General features: G+C 31.6%; 13 protein-coding genes and 1 pseudogene. 6 read left to right on the top strand and 8 right to left on the bottom strand.

The window, feature by feature from the left end:
* Position 1: 1 nt before the first annotated feature.
* Genes MHB70_RS29105 through MHB70_RS29095 form a run of 3 tightly spaced genes read right to left on the bottom strand, consistent with a single transcriptional unit; the run spans position 2 to position 3,183 of the window.
* Complete coding sequence (locus MHB70_RS29105; protein ID WP_061530047.1) at positions 2-1,159, bottom strand: ABC transporter permease; 1,158 nt, start codon at positions 1,157-1,159, stop codon at positions 2-4.
* 19 nt (positions 1,160-1,178) lie between these two features.
* The gene (locus MHB70_RS29100) at positions 1,179-2,126 is read right to left on the bottom strand and encodes an ABC transporter ATP-binding protein (protein WP_061530048.1); all 948 of its coding nucleotides are present in this window, start codon (positions 2,124-2,126) and stop codon (positions 1,179-1,181) included.
* 34 nt (positions 2,127-2,160) lie between these two features.
* Complete coding sequence (locus MHB70_RS29095) at positions 2,161-3,183, bottom strand: glycosyltransferase WbsX family protein (protein ID WP_061530049.1); 1,023 nt, start codon at positions 3,181-3,183, stop codon at positions 2,161-2,163.
* A 260-nt stretch (positions 3,184-3,443) separates the two neighbouring features.
* Between MHB70_RS29095 and MHB70_RS29090 the strand changes: the two genes are divergently transcribed.
* A complete protein-coding gene (locus tag MHB70_RS29090) occupies positions 3,444-4,490 on the top strand; it encodes a Fic family protein (protein ID WP_061530050.1) in 1,047 nt (348 codons plus the stop codon).
* 330 nt (positions 4,491-4,820) lie between these two features.
* On the opposite strand, the gene MHB70_RS29085 is transcribed toward MHB70_RS29090, so the two are convergent.
* Entirely contained in the window at positions 4,821-5,798 is a 978-nt protein-coding gene (locus MHB70_RS29085; RefSeq protein WP_061530051.1) for a hypothetical protein, read from the bottom strand.
* 347 nt (positions 5,799-6,145) lie between these two features.
* On the opposite strand from MHB70_RS29085, the gene MHB70_RS29080 reads away from it, so the two are divergent.
* On the top strand, positions 6,146-7,306 hold the full coding sequence (locus tag MHB70_RS29080; protein WP_061530052.1) for a tyrosine-type recombinase/integrase: 1,161 nt from the start codon (positions 6,146-6,148) through the stop codon (positions 7,304-7,306).
* Between the two features lie 224 nt (positions 7,307-7,530).
* On the opposite strand, the gene MHB70_RS29075 is transcribed toward MHB70_RS29080, so the two are convergent.
* The 4 genes from MHB70_RS29075 to brnQ all read right to left on the bottom strand — a co-directional run bounded on the left by MHB70_RS29075 (position 7,531) and on the right by brnQ (position 12,293).
* Complete coding sequence (locus tag MHB70_RS29075; protein ID WP_061530053.1) at positions 7,531-7,779, bottom strand: SunI/YnzG family protein; 249 nt, start codon at positions 7,777-7,779, stop codon at positions 7,531-7,533.
* A 358-nt stretch (positions 7,780-8,137) separates the two neighbouring features.
* Positions 8,138-9,067, bottom strand: a complete 930-nt coding sequence (glsA, locus tag MHB70_RS29070; protein WP_061530056.1) for a glutaminase A — start codon at positions 9,065-9,067, stop codon at positions 8,138-8,140.
* Positions 9,068-9,304: 237 nt separating this feature from the next.
* Entirely contained in the window at positions 9,305-10,762 is a 1,458-nt protein-coding gene (locus tag MHB70_RS29065) for an alanine/glycine:cation symporter family protein (RefSeq protein ID WP_061530054.1), read from the bottom strand.
* Positions 10,763-10,967: 205 nt separating this feature from the next.
* A complete protein-coding gene (gene brnQ / locus MHB70_RS29060; RefSeq protein WP_061530055.1) occupies positions 10,968-12,293 on the bottom strand; it encodes a branched-chain amino acid transport system II carrier protein in 1,326 nt (441 codons plus the stop codon).
* Positions 12,294-12,579: 286 nt separating this feature from the next.
* Between brnQ and MHB70_RS29055 the strand changes: the two are divergent.
* From MHB70_RS29055 to MHB70_RS29040, 4 genes and pseudogenes are all read left to right on the top strand, one after another.
* A pseudogene (locus MHB70_RS29055) lies at positions 12,580-13,206 on the top strand (RNA-guided endonuclease TnpB family protein); the annotation flags it as partial.
* Between the two features lie 138 nt (positions 13,207-13,344).
* On the top strand, positions 13,345-14,850 hold the full coding sequence (locus MHB70_RS29050) for a spore germination protein (RefSeq protein WP_341343707.1): 1,506 nt from the start codon (positions 13,345-13,347) through the stop codon (positions 14,848-14,850).
* Positions 14,840-15,943 (top strand): GerAB/ArcD/ProY family transporter, encoded by a 1,104-nt coding sequence (locus tag MHB70_RS29045; protein ID WP_061529708.1) that lies wholly within the window; start codon positions 14,840-14,842, stop codon positions 15,941-15,943. Before MHB70_RS29050 ends, MHB70_RS29045 begins: the two co-directional genes overlap by 11 nt.
* On the top strand, positions 15,940-17,067 hold the full coding sequence (locus MHB70_RS29040) for a Ger(x)C family spore germination protein (RefSeq protein ID WP_061529709.1): 1,128 nt from the start codon (positions 15,940-15,942) through the stop codon (positions 17,065-17,067). Before MHB70_RS29045 ends, MHB70_RS29040 begins: the two co-directional genes overlap by 4 nt.
* Positions 17,068-17,089: the final 22 nt, after the last annotated feature.

The raw sequence follows: 17,089 nt of genomic DNA, 5'->3' as shown, positions 1-17,089 counted from the left end.
CCTACTTTTCATAAGAACGTCGAAATTTTTGTATGGCGATTGTTAAAAATAAAATTCCCATGCCAATTAATGCAGCTGATGGAATAAGCACAGAGGAGAACTCCTTGTTATATACTAATAAATCGTTAAATCCTCCCATTGCCCAGGCTGTAATCGTAATGTGTGCTATGTTTTGCATCCATTCCGGCTCTATATAGAGCGGCCACCAAGATCCACCTAAAGCAGACATAGTTAACACGATTAAAATAGAAATACCATTTGCCTGTGATCTTGTTTGACATATAGAAGCTAATAAAATTGCCAGGCTTGAAGCAGCGAATGCAGTACATAGTACTAACAACATAATTCCTAATACACTTTTTCCAAGCCACATTCCAAATACAAAATGTCCTACGCTAAAAAGGACTGCACATTGAAAAATTGCTGTTATAAAGCATGAGAGCATCTTTCCAAAAATAATTGATAATGTATTAATAGGTAAAGTAAGGATTTTTCTTAACGTTCCATTCTCTCTTTCTTCTACTAATGCACCTGCAGCTGCAGCAGTACCTAAGAGTACAAACATTACGGCATATCCTGGTACATTAGATTCAAATGGAGTAGGTTTATGTTCATTATCTGATGCTAATTCTTTAAACTCTACTTTCACATTTACTTCCATTTGGGCAGAGGCTTGTTTTACAATTTCTTTAGTCATATCTTTTTGTATTTCTGAAACAATTTGAGTTACAGCATTTGAAACAACACTTGGAATAATACGATCAACTTTATCTTCTATGATGATGACTTTAGCCTCTGTCCCTGAATATACATTTTGTGTAAAATCCTTAGGGATAACGATTGCCGCTTTTTTAGTTTGAACTTCCTTTTTCGCTTGTTCTTCTGTATATGCTTTCTTTTTACCATTTAATTCATAAGTTTCTTCTAGCTCAAGAGCAGGTATTTTTTTCAACTCTTCAATAACTCTTTTAGAAAGTTCTCCACTATCATTCACTACTATAGGAATCTTGAATTTTTCTGTCTTACTATCAAATACATTGGATAATGCAAAACTAGCAACTGCGATTACTATAATAGGTGTAATAAATAAATAGATTAGACCAGGAATATCCTTTAAAAGAATAAGCAGATCTTTCTTTGCTATATACCAAGCTTTCATGTTTATCATCTCCTTTCATTTACGACCTTAAGTTTTTCCCCGTTAAATGTAAAAATACATTTTCTAAATTAGAGTTTTTAACATTAAATAAATCGATTTTCAGATTATATTTTTGAATCAATTTCATAACTTCTCTTGTAACATTAAAGCTATCTACACATTGAATGATGATTTTTTTATCTACCAATGTGCAGGACTTCACATCTGGAATCATTTTTGTTTTATGTATAAATTCTTCTGGAATATTTGATATTACAATCTCTATATAATTTTCCCCATATTTTTTTATTAAATTTTTTGGGGTGTCAACATCTAATATTTCACCCTTATCATAAATTGCTACACGATGGCATAACATTTCTGCCTCTTCCATATGATGAGTTGTATATATGACAGTTATCCCTAACTCTTCTACAAGATGGCGAATGCAATTAAAAATATGGTTTCTTGATTGTGGATCAATCCCAACTGTCGGTTCATCTAAGAAAATAACTTTTGGCGTATTTAGCAAACCAACTACTAAATTAATTCTTCTTTTCATACCACCAGAAAATGTATCAATTCTTTTATTCGCCCAATCCTCAAGTTGTGCAAACTGCAATGCTTCTCTTATCTGCCTTTTTTTTCTTTTTCCCTTTAATCCGTATATATCGGCATAAAAAGCTAAGTTATCATATGCCGTTAAAGTCGGGTATAGCGCTAAATCTTGAGGTACTACACTCACATTTTTTTTAATTTTATTCCGTTCAGTATACAAATCATAGCTACATACTGTGCCATACCCTTCATCTGGCAGAATAAGAGTAGATAAAATTGAAATAAGTGTTGTCTTCCCTGCTCCATTTGGTCCTAGTAATCCTATAATTTCACCTTTACGAATATCTAGATTTAAATTATTAATAACTGTATAATCTCCATATGATTTCTTAATGTTCCGAATGGAAATCATATTATTTATATCAGTCATATTGTTTCCTCCTCCATCTTGCTAATACAATTTATTAAAAGTGACTCTTCTTTACATCCATTAAAGCTTCAAGGTATTTATATTCATACTTTGAGTCTGGTTCTAGGTATGTGCCTTCTGCCCACTCATTCCAAGCATTAATAAATAAAAAATCAGTATCCTTACTATGTTGTAGAAGATACTTCTTAAACTTATCGGGAGTTGCTCCCTTTAAAATTAAAGCGCTTTCTTTTTTTCTTGGAGAGTTATCCCAATCTATAAAAGCCCCTTTATAAATGTTCTTACGTTCTTTAATTTGACGGCTTAATATTCTTTTCCATACAAAATCATAACTTAAATGAAAATCTTTTTTTTCTTGTTGAAGTGAATTTGTATTACCTATTAATTTTTTTAAAGTATACATAGGTTCAAACTCTATAGCAGCATCAAAAGGAAAATCTGATTTATCTTCAAAAATTGTTAACATTTCTACAAGGTGTATTCCTAAAAGTCCCTCAGATTTAGCCCATTCATTCCATAGGCTCAACATTTTATTAAGGTTTGGTATAGAAGCTGGTCGGTAAATTACAAATATCGGTTTATCTTTAATAGTTAAATAGTTTTTGTTTTTTAAAAATGGTAAAAGATAATTAAAGTGTTCTTTCCAATCAGACTCATCCCCATATTCTTGTCGCATTAATACTTCCTGGTCTTTCCCATCCCAAGATCTTGTCCAAGATTCATTTGCCCAACATAAGCAATACGGAAAATCAATTTCCTTACATTGATTTCTCAGTTCTACTGGTTTTTCTAGTAGTCTTTTCCCTTTGAACCAATAATGATAATAGCAAAAACCATCTAAACCATACTGTTTTGCTAAGTTTATCTGCCACTTATGAACATCTAAATTTAACAAGTTGTAATAATAATCCCCTAATGGAGCCCTAGGCTGATAGTGTCCCAGAAAACGTGGTTTTGCTTTTTTTACATTGGTCCATTCTGTAAAACCCTTCCCCCACCATAAATCATTTTCAGGTATTTCATGAAATTGTGGTAAGTAAAAAGCAATAGTCTTCATTAGTAAGGACTTCCCCCTTCCCCATATGCAGTGACCTACTTATTATAAAAACAATTACACAATATAAAACTCCATCTTTTAACATGTAACTATTTAATCTGATGTTAAATCTTGTCACAAAATAAGGCAAAAAGACCCTAATTATTGTAATTTTCACACACAAAAAACAATATTTTTAGTTTTTTTTTTAAAACTATTCAAAAAAACACTTTAAATCCAGTTAATTATTGTATAGTTTTATATAATAGGAGGGGAAAAATATGTCGTTTTTTGGCGAAAAATTCACAAATTTATTGATAAATTTAGATGTGGCTAGCCTAATTGGAAAAATAAAACAATACCAAGGAAGATTGGAGGTCTATGAGAAGGAGTTTCCATGTACATTAGAAAAGTTGCAAAAATCTACTCAACTTCAACATACCAAAGATTTTGTTGCAATGTATAAAAACTTAAAAATAACAAATAAAAGGTTAAAAGAATTAATTACATATGATCTGTCGCCAAAAACAATGATTGAAGATGAAATATCTTGTTACGTTGATGCGCTATCACTCGTTCATAATAACTATGAAAGGCTTACTATTGATCCAAGTACAATCTTAGAAATACATTTTCAACTTTTTAAATATGCTACTTCGGATAGTGGAACGTGGAGAAAACAGGACATCTTACTTGAAGAACATGCGCAACTTAATTTCTCATTTTATTGCTATCGTCCTTTAACGATTAAAGAAATCCCAGAAGCAGTAAAAAATTTATGTGACGAATATAATTATTTATTAAATCAAAAAGATATTGATCCACTAATTTTAATTTGTAATTTTGTACTTAATTTTATATGTATTTTTCCTTTTGAATCTGGAAATGGAAGAATGGTACGTCTACTTATATCTTTATTACTATTACAAAGTAAACATTCACTAGTGAAATATATTTCACTGGATAAAATAATAAAAAAATACGAGAGAGATTATTATGATGCCCTATATAAATCTTCAGCAAATTGGCATTTTCAAGAACACAATGTATCCTTTATATTAAAATGTCTATTACATATTATTCTAGAAGCATATAAAGAACTAGACGTACATATTACAAGTTACCAACTGAAAGGGAACAAAAGTTTTAAAATTAAAGAGTATATATTAAAACAAGAACTACCTTTTACAAAAGAAGCAATACGGATGGTATTTTCAGATGTTTCACCAAGCACGATCAATAAAGTATTTGCATGTTTACAAGAAGAAAAATTAATTAAACTAATATCAAAGGGCCGTAATGCAGTTTGGATTAAAACAAAGATATAAATAATATAAAAAAAATATAGGGTAATTTTCTAACACTAATGATCAAAACATACATATAAATTTATTTTACATACACAATAGATATTTTTACTTAATGCATAAAAAGGGAATTTGTCGCTACATTATTCATACAATTATTATTGTATTTTTTCTATCTCTATACTTCCGAAAGTCTGAGAACAGACTTTATAGGAAGTATTACAGATATAAAACTAGATATTCAGATTTTATATCTGTAATAGCATTTTGGCAATAGTAAAGTATAGCATTTATACCAATTTACCCAAAACGTTTTAATAAAAATAAAAGAAAAAATCCCGAGATTCAATTTCACTTAAGTAAGTGCTGATTTATTTTGTCTCTGATAGCAACGGCTATAAATTCTTCAATAGAGCTATTTGTTTCATTTGTAATTTCTTTCATATATTTGTATTCCTTACTTGTAAGTATGACTGACTTCGTTACTGTGTTACTATCCAAATATACACTATGATTCATTCTTGGAACCATTTTTCCTTCTATTATATAAGGCGTTAACTCTTCAATCCATTCCATATGAATTCCTGGTGGTAATGTAATTAATGATTGACGGATCTCAAAATACCAAAACGACTCTTCTTCTGAAATTTTTATATTTCTTGGTGATACGTACTGTAATATATTATCGATTAAGTGGAAAATGTTGTTTCGTAATTGCTCAGATTTTGGAAAACGAAATTTAACAAACCTTTGATGATGGCTTCTAGGCTTATCCGATAACATATAAGCAGACTTATACCCTTCTTCTAATGCCTCACTAAGTATCATATTAGTCCCAAATTCATCAAGGAGTTGAATATCACCACGTTTTGGAATAGAAATTACACGTGCCAATGTATTGCCCTTTATAAACTTTTGTAATAATACTACATTATGTTTCTGCGAAAATGTATATACAGGATTAGCTTGTTCTACTTGCTGAACAAGTTCACGTATATCCTCTTCCTTCACAAATTTCGTTTGTCGATTACGATGATCTATTAAAGAATAAACTAACTTTCCTTCTTCTATCCATTTTTCAAGCTGATTCATACTAACATGGTACTCTTTACTTGCTTGGTATAAAGTAATACCCTCAATTTTACGTTCTTCTTTTACTTTCTCTACTTCTTCTCTACTAAATAAAAAACTACCATCTAAACGCCATGTATCCTTATTAATTGGTGTTAGCTTTCCTTGCTTCATTAAATTATTAAAAATAAAGTGACTAATATCTAAATAATCTTTCACTTCATTTGTAGTCATAGTCATTTCATATACGCTAATCATTCTAATTCCTCCTCACACTTTGTGGTTAACATAATAATATTATGTTAATTAGATTTATAGTATTTACATTTTAAATAAATTATAACATACCACGATAAATATATTAGATTGCAAACCGCAATAATATTTAATTTAATTTCCTTTTAAAATTCAATTTTATTAACAATTAAACTATATGAGTAAAATAGCATTTTTCAAATTAAATAATAACCATAGAAAATGGGAGATTTTCTATAGTTATTGTATATTATTATTTTATAAAATTTAATCTTAATATGTAATTTATTTTCTAATTGATTACGTTATAATATTTAATATAAAAGGAATTTATAAGGAGTTGAATAACATTGAAACTTGAATTAGATACTCTTCATAGTGTGAATTCTTTAGAAAACCTAGAGAAACAAAAACAAAATTTTACAAACATAATTGCATTATGGAGCCACGATTATATAAATGAAGCGGAATTAAAAAAAGAAAATAATGAAAGAGAAGATTCATATACATATGAAGGGTTTTCAGATGAAGAGATATTGTACTACTACTTGAATCGACAAACACATTTTGACCAAGAAAAACGGATTAAGGATGCATCAAGAACCCTATATGCACGTGATCTAAGTCAGTTTTATTTTTTTATTAAACAAAGTGAGGAATTTCTACAGAAAGATGTAAAAGATTATAAAGTTGGTCAAGTCTGGAGAAATCTTAGAAAACGACATATCCGTAATTATCAAAAATGGTTGTCTCAGGAGGCAATCTCCTATCAATCTAAAAATAAATACAAGCCATCTACAATTAGTAGAAAGCTTGGTGTTATTCGTTCCTACTTGAAATGGCTATATGAAATCCAATTTTTTCAGGACCCTCTACATGTTGAGATACTAAGTACAACTGTAAATAAACAACATAAACCTAAAAGGGAGTTATCATATGAGGAAGTAAAGCAGTTACTTCATTACTACAAGGATAATGAAATCAATTACGCTTTATTGTCAGTCTTAGCTACTACAGGTTTACGTGTTGCAGAAGTAGCACATGCAAAGTGGGATGACCTTGAGTATGACGCTATACGAGGACGATATTATTTAAAGGTTGATACAAAGGGAGATAATGAGCGGATTGTTTCCATTAATAAGAAGATTTTTAATCGGATTGCCGCATTTCGAATGCGGAGAAGATTACCTATAGACATTGGGAATAGAAATGGTGGAACAGTATTTCAAACTAAAAACCATACTGCTTATAGAGAGAATTATTTATCACAATATATTTCTAAAATCATTAAGGATACTCAGCTACCCTTTACAGAGAATTTCGGAATTACTCCCCACTTCTTTAGACATTTTTATGTACAGTACCTATATGATTACAAAGGATTAGCACCTCATATTATCGCAGCTGCAGTAGGTCATAAAAATGATCGGACCACTAAAGAAAATTACCTGAATCAGCGATTGACGAAAGATAATGATGCCGGTAATTTAATTTTGGAAGATGAATTTTAAATTTAACCTCTAAAATTAACTATTAGAAGGTTTAATATCATTAATTATAGTTATATATTTTTTACATAATTAAATTGGATTTATTGTCTATTTGTTTTCGTTTTCCTTCATCGTTGTTCATTAGTTCTTTACCAAGATTCCTTATAGATATATAATATTTTTGGAATCTTGGCAGGGATTATTGTAAAATAATTAGGAAAATTTGCACTAGGACTCTTCGTGAGTTAAAATTTAATTTTATTTAGAAGTGTTAACTTATTAGTTGTAAATAATATATAATCCAATTTTTTTGTTCTAATAAAGATATTTTCCGAATGTTCGAATTTACTACCAATTTCTACTAATTTGGTAGTGTTCTTAATCGAAATATTTGTACTAACCTCGATTATATCTTCTAATGGAATACTTATTGTTGCGCTTTGCCATGTAATGGTTATTTTTTCTATAGATTTTATAATTTCTATCTCTTTCATATTTCTAGTAACTCCCTATTCTACTTGTGTATATCTATATAATAGAGTATATATTTAGAATAGAAACCAGCCAATTTCATATATATTCACTCAGCCATTGTGTAAATAGGTAATTCTGATACAAAGGTTTTTAAAAGATAAAAAATTTGATTGATTGCTATTAAACCTTATGCAATATTATGTTAAAAAACCGCAGTTTAGTTACGAACTGCGATTTCGTATATATATTAAATTGCTTTAATTCCTTTATCCATGTCTCTTTTTAGCTTTTTGTGAACTTTGCATCAGAATCCCTTTAACTTGAGTAAGAGGCTATTTAGAATTTTTCATCTATCTTTATATTATTAGTACTAAAAACCTAAAAGATACTCCAGCATTCTTTTAAGGAAAATAGTTCTAGTATTTTAAAACCAGCTATACTATTTCCGTTTGCATCTAGAGCGGGTCCAAAAATACCAATTCCCATTTCTCCTTTTACACAGCCGAATATCCCACCGGAAACGCCGCTCTTCGCGGGAATCCCTACGCGAATTGCAAATTCACCAGATTCGTTGTACATGCCACATGTGACCATAAAGGTTTTACATATTTTTGTTATATGGTTCGGAACAATTTGTTTTTTTCTATATGGATCATATCCATCCATTGCAAAAATTAAACCGATCCGTGCTAAATCAATGCAGTTTACCTCAATTGCACATTGCCTTGTGTATAAGTCCATTAACGCCTCCACATCTCCATGAATAATATCATTTTGCTTCATGTAGTAGCAAAGAGAACGATTTAGGTAAGCTGTTTCTAATTCGGAGGCGGCTACCTTTGAAGAGTAATTAATGGTAGGATTATCCGTAATATCACGCACAAAGGAAAGAATCCGTTCCATCTTCTCGTCATTACTACCCCCTGTTAGTATACTTGTAATTGCCAGTGCTCCTGCGTTAATCATTGGATTGAGTGGTTTAGAAGGGCTAGCTGTTTCTAATTTGATAATAGAATTAAATGGATCACCAGTTGGCTCCATTCCAACTTTAGAAAATACATACTCTTCGCCGCAGTCTAAAAGCGCAAGTGCAAGCGTAATTACTTTTGAAATACTTTGAAGGGTAAAAAGTGTTTGGGAGTTACCAGCATGGATATAACCTGTTTCTTTATGATAAATTGCAATCCCTAAATCATCTGGATTTGCATTTCCTAGTTCTGGGATATAAGTAGCCAGTTTCCCTTTTGTTGTATATGTTTGTACTTGCTCTAATAATTGTTCTAGGTTTTTTGTTTGAATGCGCTGCATCACAAATACGTCCTTTTCCTTATTATTAAATGTATTCCGATTCATCTGAAAGCAACTGAAATTTCTAATTAAATGGATATAAATTATCCGTAATATTATAAACGTGGAAATTCAAAATTGCCTATTTCCTCAACTTGATAGTTGTGTTCATGACCTGTATTTATTAGACGCCCTGAATAAAAATGCGTCTTCAGAATCCTAGAAATTGACTCCTCTGTATTTAAGTAAAGATCTTCGTTAACCAATCTTTTCTTTGGTGTTTTCGTTGTTCCAGCATTCAGTATTCTTTAAATTAGGAATATTAGTTGCATAGAAAATCGGATCTTTTCCAGCTTTTTTTTGTCTTATATAATCTTTGAGAGCAGAGAAAGCATATTTTCCAAGGAAAATGATTGCAATGAGATTGAAAATGGCCATAATCCCCATGAATAAATCTGCAATATCCCATACGATTTGAATTGTAGCTATAGAACCGAGCATTACCATACCAATTACCGAAATACGGTAAATCATTAATAATGTCTTACTACCACTTAAGAACTCAATGTTTGTTTCACCATAGTAATAGTTCCCAACGAGAGAACTAAAGGCAAATAGAAATATAGCTACTGCTACAAAGGTAGGTGCCCATGATCCAATATGAGTTTTTAATGCTTCTTGTGTTAATTGAATTCCACTCAGGTCTGTAGCATTGTGCATATCGGATAGAAGAATCATAAATGCAGTACAACTACAAATTATTAGTGTATCCGTAAAAACACCAAGTGTTTGAATAAACCCTTGTTTAACAGGATGTGTAACATTAGCGGTCGCAGCTGCGTTTGGCGCACTTCCCATACCAGCTTCATTTGAAAATAAGCCACGCTTTACTCCTAGAAGAATCGCAGCACCAAGTCCTCCGCCTACAACTTCCTTAATACCAAAAGCATGCAGCAAAATTTCTTTAAATAGAATAGGAACTTGCGTAATATTTGTAATAACCACAAATAGTGCAACACCAACATAAAGAATCGCCATAAATGGTACAATCATTTCTGCAACACGAGCAATCCGTTTTACGCCTCCAAAAATAATTAGTGCGATCAAACCAACTAGTATACAGCCGACAATTTTAGGTTCTAGATCGAATGCGCTTTCAAACGCTAGCGAAACTGTATTCGCTTGAACAGCATTAAATACCAGACCAAAGCAAACTGTAATTAAAATTGAGAAAACAACTCCCATCCAACGTTTATTTAACCCTTTTTCCATATAGTAAGCTGGACCGCCTCGAAATTTATTACCATCTTTTACTTTGTAAATTTGAGCAAGTGTACTTTCTACAAATGCAGAAGCTCCCCCAATTAATGCGATAAGCCACATCCAAAATATTGCACCAGGTCCGCCGGTGGAAATCGCAATTGCTACACCGGCTAAGTTTCCTGTACCAACGCGAGAAGCTGTACTCATGCAAAATGCTTGAAAAGAAGAAACTCCATTTTTTTCTTTTTGTGCTTTACGAGTTGAGGAACTTGCGCCATCACTAAGTAAGCGAATCATTTCACCAATATAGCGAAATTGTACAAACCTTGTCTTAATTGTAAAATAGCATCCAATCCCAATTAAAAGAGCAATTAGGATGTAACCCCATAAAAATTCATTTGTTATTCCAATGAATTTGTGGATGGAAGTGATTACATCTTTGATGAAATCCATATGATTAATCCCCCTTATTCTAATGAATATATTTATCTAAAAAAACGTGAATTCAGTTTGAAAAAAAAATAAGCGGAAACATGATCTTCAAATTTTTTTATTAGCACTCAGATACTATTTTCGTTTATATATTTTCTCTTTGTACACGAATCAGACGTCTTTTTAGAGTTACATTTTTCCAATGATTACAATTTCCTTAAGGATCTTACGTAGTAGAACATTGTTTAGTTCTTCCAGAAATCATCAAACCGATCAAACCACCAAGTAAGGCTATTAAAACCCATCCCATTCCTTCATTATATAAAGGAACATGTTGCATGAAAGTAAGCAGCGAGTCACTAGCCAGTTCTGCTGTTTCTAATCCTTGTATTATACTAATAAGTAATGCTCCTAAAACTGATCCAACATAGACAGCCTGCTTATCTTTTATATAACGATCAAAAAAAGCGAGAATAATTAACACTATTGCTACAGGATAGATAACAATTAGGATAGGTAGGGAAAGTTTAATTAGCATAGACAAACCAAGGTTTGATACTCCAAAGCTAAATAAGCAAATAATTAAAATGATTTTGTTATAAGAAATCTTTGGGAATAGTGTTGTGAAAAATCTCCCACATGCTGAAACGAGTCCTACAGATGTAGTTAAACATGCGAATAACATTGTAATTCCTAATAAGGAAAGACCATATTGCCCAAATAAATGTTGTACTACATTTGTTAATAACACACTTCCGTTTTCAAATGTGCCAAATGTTTGAGAAGTAGCTCCAATATAAGCAAGTGATATATATATGATAGATAATCCAAGTGCGGCTATAAGCCCTGCTACTATAGTAGATTTAGCAATGGATTTTTTATTTGTAACACCTTTTTCTTTTATAGCGTTAATTACGATAATTCCAAATACGAGAGCAGCAAGGGCATCCATTGTTAAAAATCCTTCAATAAATCCTTTGAAAAAAGGAGCTTCCTGATATGAATCAGAGGGTGTTGAAATAGATCCAACTGGTGAAGAAATTGCTTTAACAATAATAATACTAATCATGATTAGTAACAGCGGGGTTAAATATTTTCCAATTCTATCTACCAATTTAGAGGGATTTAAAGATAGATAATACGTTATGGCGAAATATACAAATGTGTACAGAAGTAATATATACCATTGATTTTGCATGGTGTTACTTAAAAAGGGGGCAACTGCCATTTCATATGAAACAGTGCCTGTACGAGGAATGGCGAAAAAGGGGCCAATTGCTAAATAAATGATAAGAGGAATAATAACACCACAGGCGGGGTGAATCCTACTAGCAAGGGTACTAACATTTCCACCAAAAAGGGAAATAGCAGCGATGGCTAGTAATGGAAGCCCAATACTACTCACAACAAATCCCGAAATCGATATCCAAATATTCGTTCCAGATGAATATCCTAATAATGGAGGGAATATCATATTACCTGCGCCAAAAAATATTGCAAACAGCATAAGTCCAATAGGGATTGTTTCTTTAAAAGTTAACGATTGTTTCATAGAGCACTCTCCTTTTTTGACGAAAAATGTCGAAATTTTAGTTTTTTTCATTATAGCATATGTTATTAGAAAATAAAGAAAAATAAAAATGGGAATAATTTCTTAATCCACTTAAAATACCGTTTTAAGTGGATTAAATTATATAAATCCCCAAATTCAATAAAATCAATTAATAAAAATATACAGATATTTTAAAATTAAACATTCGTATATTGAAATTTCAATAAATAATTATCATTTTTTCTAGAAGACTCCTTCCTCAAGGAACTCCAATGGGAGATGAATCGTGTCACTATTAGTTGAAACAGAAGTGTAAGAACTTCCAAAAACACAATATTACATTGGGATGGATGTAGCACTAAAAGATTTCGCCATTTTGTCAGATGGAATTATCTAGAAAATTCCGAAGTTTTTTCGATCATTAGAAGAGAAGTTAGCGAAAGCACAACTTATTCTTTCTAGACGAACGAAAGAATCTTCTCGCTGAAATAAATAGCGAGTAAAAGTAGCTAGAATTCATGAACATATAGAAAATACTAGAAAATATTACTTGCACAAAATCTCAACTGAGATCATCAAAAATCATGATGTTATCGATATAAAGGATTTGCAATTATTGAATATATTAAAGAATCATAGGTTAGCAAAAGCAATTAGTGAGGTATCATGGTCACAGTTTCGAGCCATGTTAGAATGCAAACCCAAGTGGTACGGCAAACAAGTCATTGTCGTACTGAAAACATTTGCTTTGATCTAATTATGATCTTGTTGTGGATATCAAAACAAAGACGTTTAAACTCTATGATACTGCCCTACTTGTCGTATACACCATGATAGGGAGATTAACGCAAGTATCAATCTAAAGAATGAAGCGATAAGGCCTCTAACCGTAAGGGCTATGGAGATATCCTAAATGAATTGAAAGTGAGGTTAGTTTAAAACTACTTTCTACTTTATCCCTCTCAATATAATTAAATTCAATGAATAAAATTAAATTATAGAAAAATAATAATAAAAAAACGGACTATTATACATATTAAGAGGTGAACTCATGTCCTTAATTGAAGAAACCTTAGAAACGAAGACAGATAAAACCATTGAAAAGATCCAAACGAGTAACTTACAAAAACTTAAAGATACACTAGATAACATCTTTGATATTAGTGCAGATTTGATTGAACATCCTTTGCAATTAAAAACAAACACGAATATTTTATTATATTATTTTGAAGGCCTTACAGATGGTGTCGCATTAAAAAGCAATGTTGTTACACCATTATTACAAAACGTAAATGAAGACAGTCAAATATTTAATTCTAATATTATTGCTACTCATACCAAAATAGTATATACATGGAATGAAATTAAAGAAGGATTACTTGAGGGTCAATGTGTACTGTTTATGGAGGGAGAAAAGCGGTCACTTCTAATAAATACAAAAGGCTGGGCAGAGAGATCCATTCAAGAACCGATTTCAGAAGTTACTATTAAAGGCTCACATGATGGTTTTATTGAAAATGCCACAAAAAATATAGGCCTAATTCGTCGATATATTCCTTCTACAGAGTTAAAAATCAAAAAGCTGACGATTGGAGAACGAGCCACTTCTTCAGTCTATTTAATTTACTTAGGTGATGTAGCAAACACAGATTTAGTCCAAGAAATAGAAACTAGAATCTGTAATATTAAAACGGATGCGGTATTGGGCATTGGAGAACTATCTAATTATACAAAAGATCAAAATTGGACTCCTTTTCCACAGGCTTATTTAAGCGAACGTCCGGACGCCATCTCAAATCATATACTTGATGGAAAAATAGCTGTATTAGTTGATAGATCTCCTGGCGCGATGATTGTCCCAATGAATTTAATTGGATTTTTTCAGACTCCAGATGACTATAATATACATTGGCTCATTGCATCATTTTTTCGTTTATTACGATTTGCTGGTTTTATTATAGCTATTTTTTTACCCGCATTTTATATTGCTATCGTCTCTTTTCACTTTGAAATCATTCCTTTAGATTTATACACTTCTATTGCAACGTCAAGAGTCAAAGTCCCTTTTTCTCCCCTGCTGGAAGCATTTATAATGGAAATTACACTTGAAATGCTACGTGAAGCTGGTATTCGCTTACCACAACCAATTGGACAAACTATTGGGATCGTTGGAGGAATTGTAATTGGGCAGGCGGCTGTTCAAGCTGGTCTTGTGAGTAACGTTATGGTTATTATCGTATCTATTACAGCCATTGCATCATTTATTGTTTCTAATTACGATTTATCAAGTTCTATACGCCTTATTCGTTTTCCAATGATGTTATTGGCATACTTTTATGGCATTGTAGGTATTGTTAGTGGATTAATGCTCTTATTTGCTCATTTTGTTTCACTAACTTCCTATGGTTCACCATACGGATTGCCAATAGCACCATTTCGTCTCCAAGAGCTAAAAGATTCTTTTGTAAGATTTCCTATTTCCATGATCACCACCCGCTCGAGTACAGGACAGCCGAAACAAAAAAAGAAAAAAGAAGGTGGTTCGCATGGGAAATAGTAAATTCCAAAACATAACTTTATTTGAATTTATTATTTTCATTCATTCACTGCAACTAGCATCAGGAATGCTAATTATGCCAAGCCCACTTGCTACTACCGCTGGCACAGATGGCTGGATTTCTATCATTCTGGGTTGGATTACTACTTCTATAATTGGCGTATTTATTATATTAATGCTACAAAACAATCCTAACAAAAACTTCTCACAGATTTTAAAAACATACTTTGGTAAATGGCTTGGGACAATTTTTCTTCTTTTATACGCCTTTTATCTATTTTTTGCTGGCTTTAATACTTTATTAAAGGCAACTGATATTGTAAAAGTGTGGATATTCCCTTCCATTCCTGCTTATCAAATCACTATATTATTATTATTGCCTTTTATTATTTTAGCTCTGAGTGGGTTAAGGGCTCTTACTAGTTATTCTATGCTTGTTTTCTTCTTCACTACTTGGATGCCATTACTTCTTCTTTTTTCATTAAAGAGTATGTATGCTCCTTTACACCTACTACCTATTTTTAAAGATGGTATATACCCTATTGTAAAGGCAACGAAAGAAACCATTACCCCTTATGCTGGCTTAGAAATTGCATATTTTATTTATCCGTTCTTACAAAAAAAACAACAAGCTATAAAGGGACTACTAATTGCGAATACTGGAACCATGTTTTTCTACCTATATGTGACTATTCTTTCTTATATATACTTTAGTCCGGAGGGGATAAAAGACGTAATTTGGCCAGTATTTCATCTGTTAAAAGGGGTTCGTTTTTCTTTCATAGAACGATTAGAAATTATATATATCGCTTACTATTTAATTGTATTTTCCACTACAATATATCCATATTTATTTTTCAGTTTTGATTCTTTGACCATTTCACTTCAAAAAAACGCTCGCAATTGGGCACTGTTTGGTTTTATGGTATTAATAGTCGGCTTATTTATTTTTCTAAATCCCAATGTGGATCAATATTTGTTTATATATTCTCTTATGGATATCTTAAATGTCGTTTTCTTTATTCTATTACCAATCTTATTTTTCGCTTACAGTATTCTTTTTACTTGGATTACTAGGAGGAAACAACTTTGATTCGAAAATGGATATGGATTGTAATTTGTTGTGTATATATAATTGGTTGTAGTCAGAGAATTCCTCTTGAGAAGGTTTCATTAATCCTGTTAATTGGCTTGGATAGAACCCCTAATGGAGACATAAAAGTTGGAACAAGCATCCCACTCTTTCATCATAAACAGCCAAAAAGTACTATAGAACATTGGACACAAGCATCAACTGTATATACTGGCTTCAGTAAGATAGATACGAAGTTAACAGGCTTTATGACAGCTTCCAAAGCAGAAATCATTTTAATTGGGAAAAAATTAGCGCAAGAAGCAAATTGGGTGCAGGAGCTTGATTCTTCTTACCGTGATCCTTACGCTACCATTAATGCTAAAGTAGTACTTGTAGATGGACCTGTAGAAGAAATTTTTACAATTAATAAGCCAGATAAACCATCACTACCATCTTATATAAGTAGTGTAATCGAATCCTCCATTCAAAATAATCAATCCGTTTCTTCTACGATTCAACAATTAATGAGAGAACAAAATGAAGAAGGAATGACACAAACTGTTCCAGTTATCAAAAAAACAAAGAATGAAATTGACACGATAGGAATTGCACTTTTAGATCGCCAAGGAAAATTTTCAACTCGTATCCCTAAAAAAGATGTTAAGTTCTTCAATCTTATAAATAAGTCAAAACTTACAGGCCGGATGATTCTACACCTTGCGCTTCCTCCTAAAAAATCCAACAAAAAAACAAACACTTCTATCTTCGTACAGAATGCGACAAGGAAGATAGATGTTAATTTTAAAAATGGAAAGTTTGTATTTAATCTCGATATAAACGCTAATGTAGCCTTAGTAGAAAAAACCAATGCGAATTTAATTAAGGAGCATTATGATAATAAAAAAAACATAAATAATTTAGAAAGCGCTATCGAAAAAGAAATTAATAAGGAATTACAAAATATGTTGGATGAAATACAGCAGAATAAAATTGATCCAATCGGATTATCATTATATGCTAGAGCTTTTCAATATAAAGAGTGGAAAGAACGAAAAGAAGATTGGTTGAAAGCGTTAGCAGAGGCTAAAATAAATGTAAAGACACATGTCAAAATAAAAGATACTGGGACCATTAGAAATTAAAGGTTCTGTTGCTACGAAAACT

It is taken from the genome of Bacillus sp. FSL M7-1020 (genome assembly GCF_038050415.1).
In the GTDB taxonomy this organism is placed as follows: Bacteria; Bacillota; Bacilli; order Bacillales; family Bacillaceae_G; genus Bacillus_A; species Bacillus_A toyonensis.
Note: the sequence above shows the minus strand (reverse complement) of the source record. Positions and strands in the feature narration are given on the sequence as shown.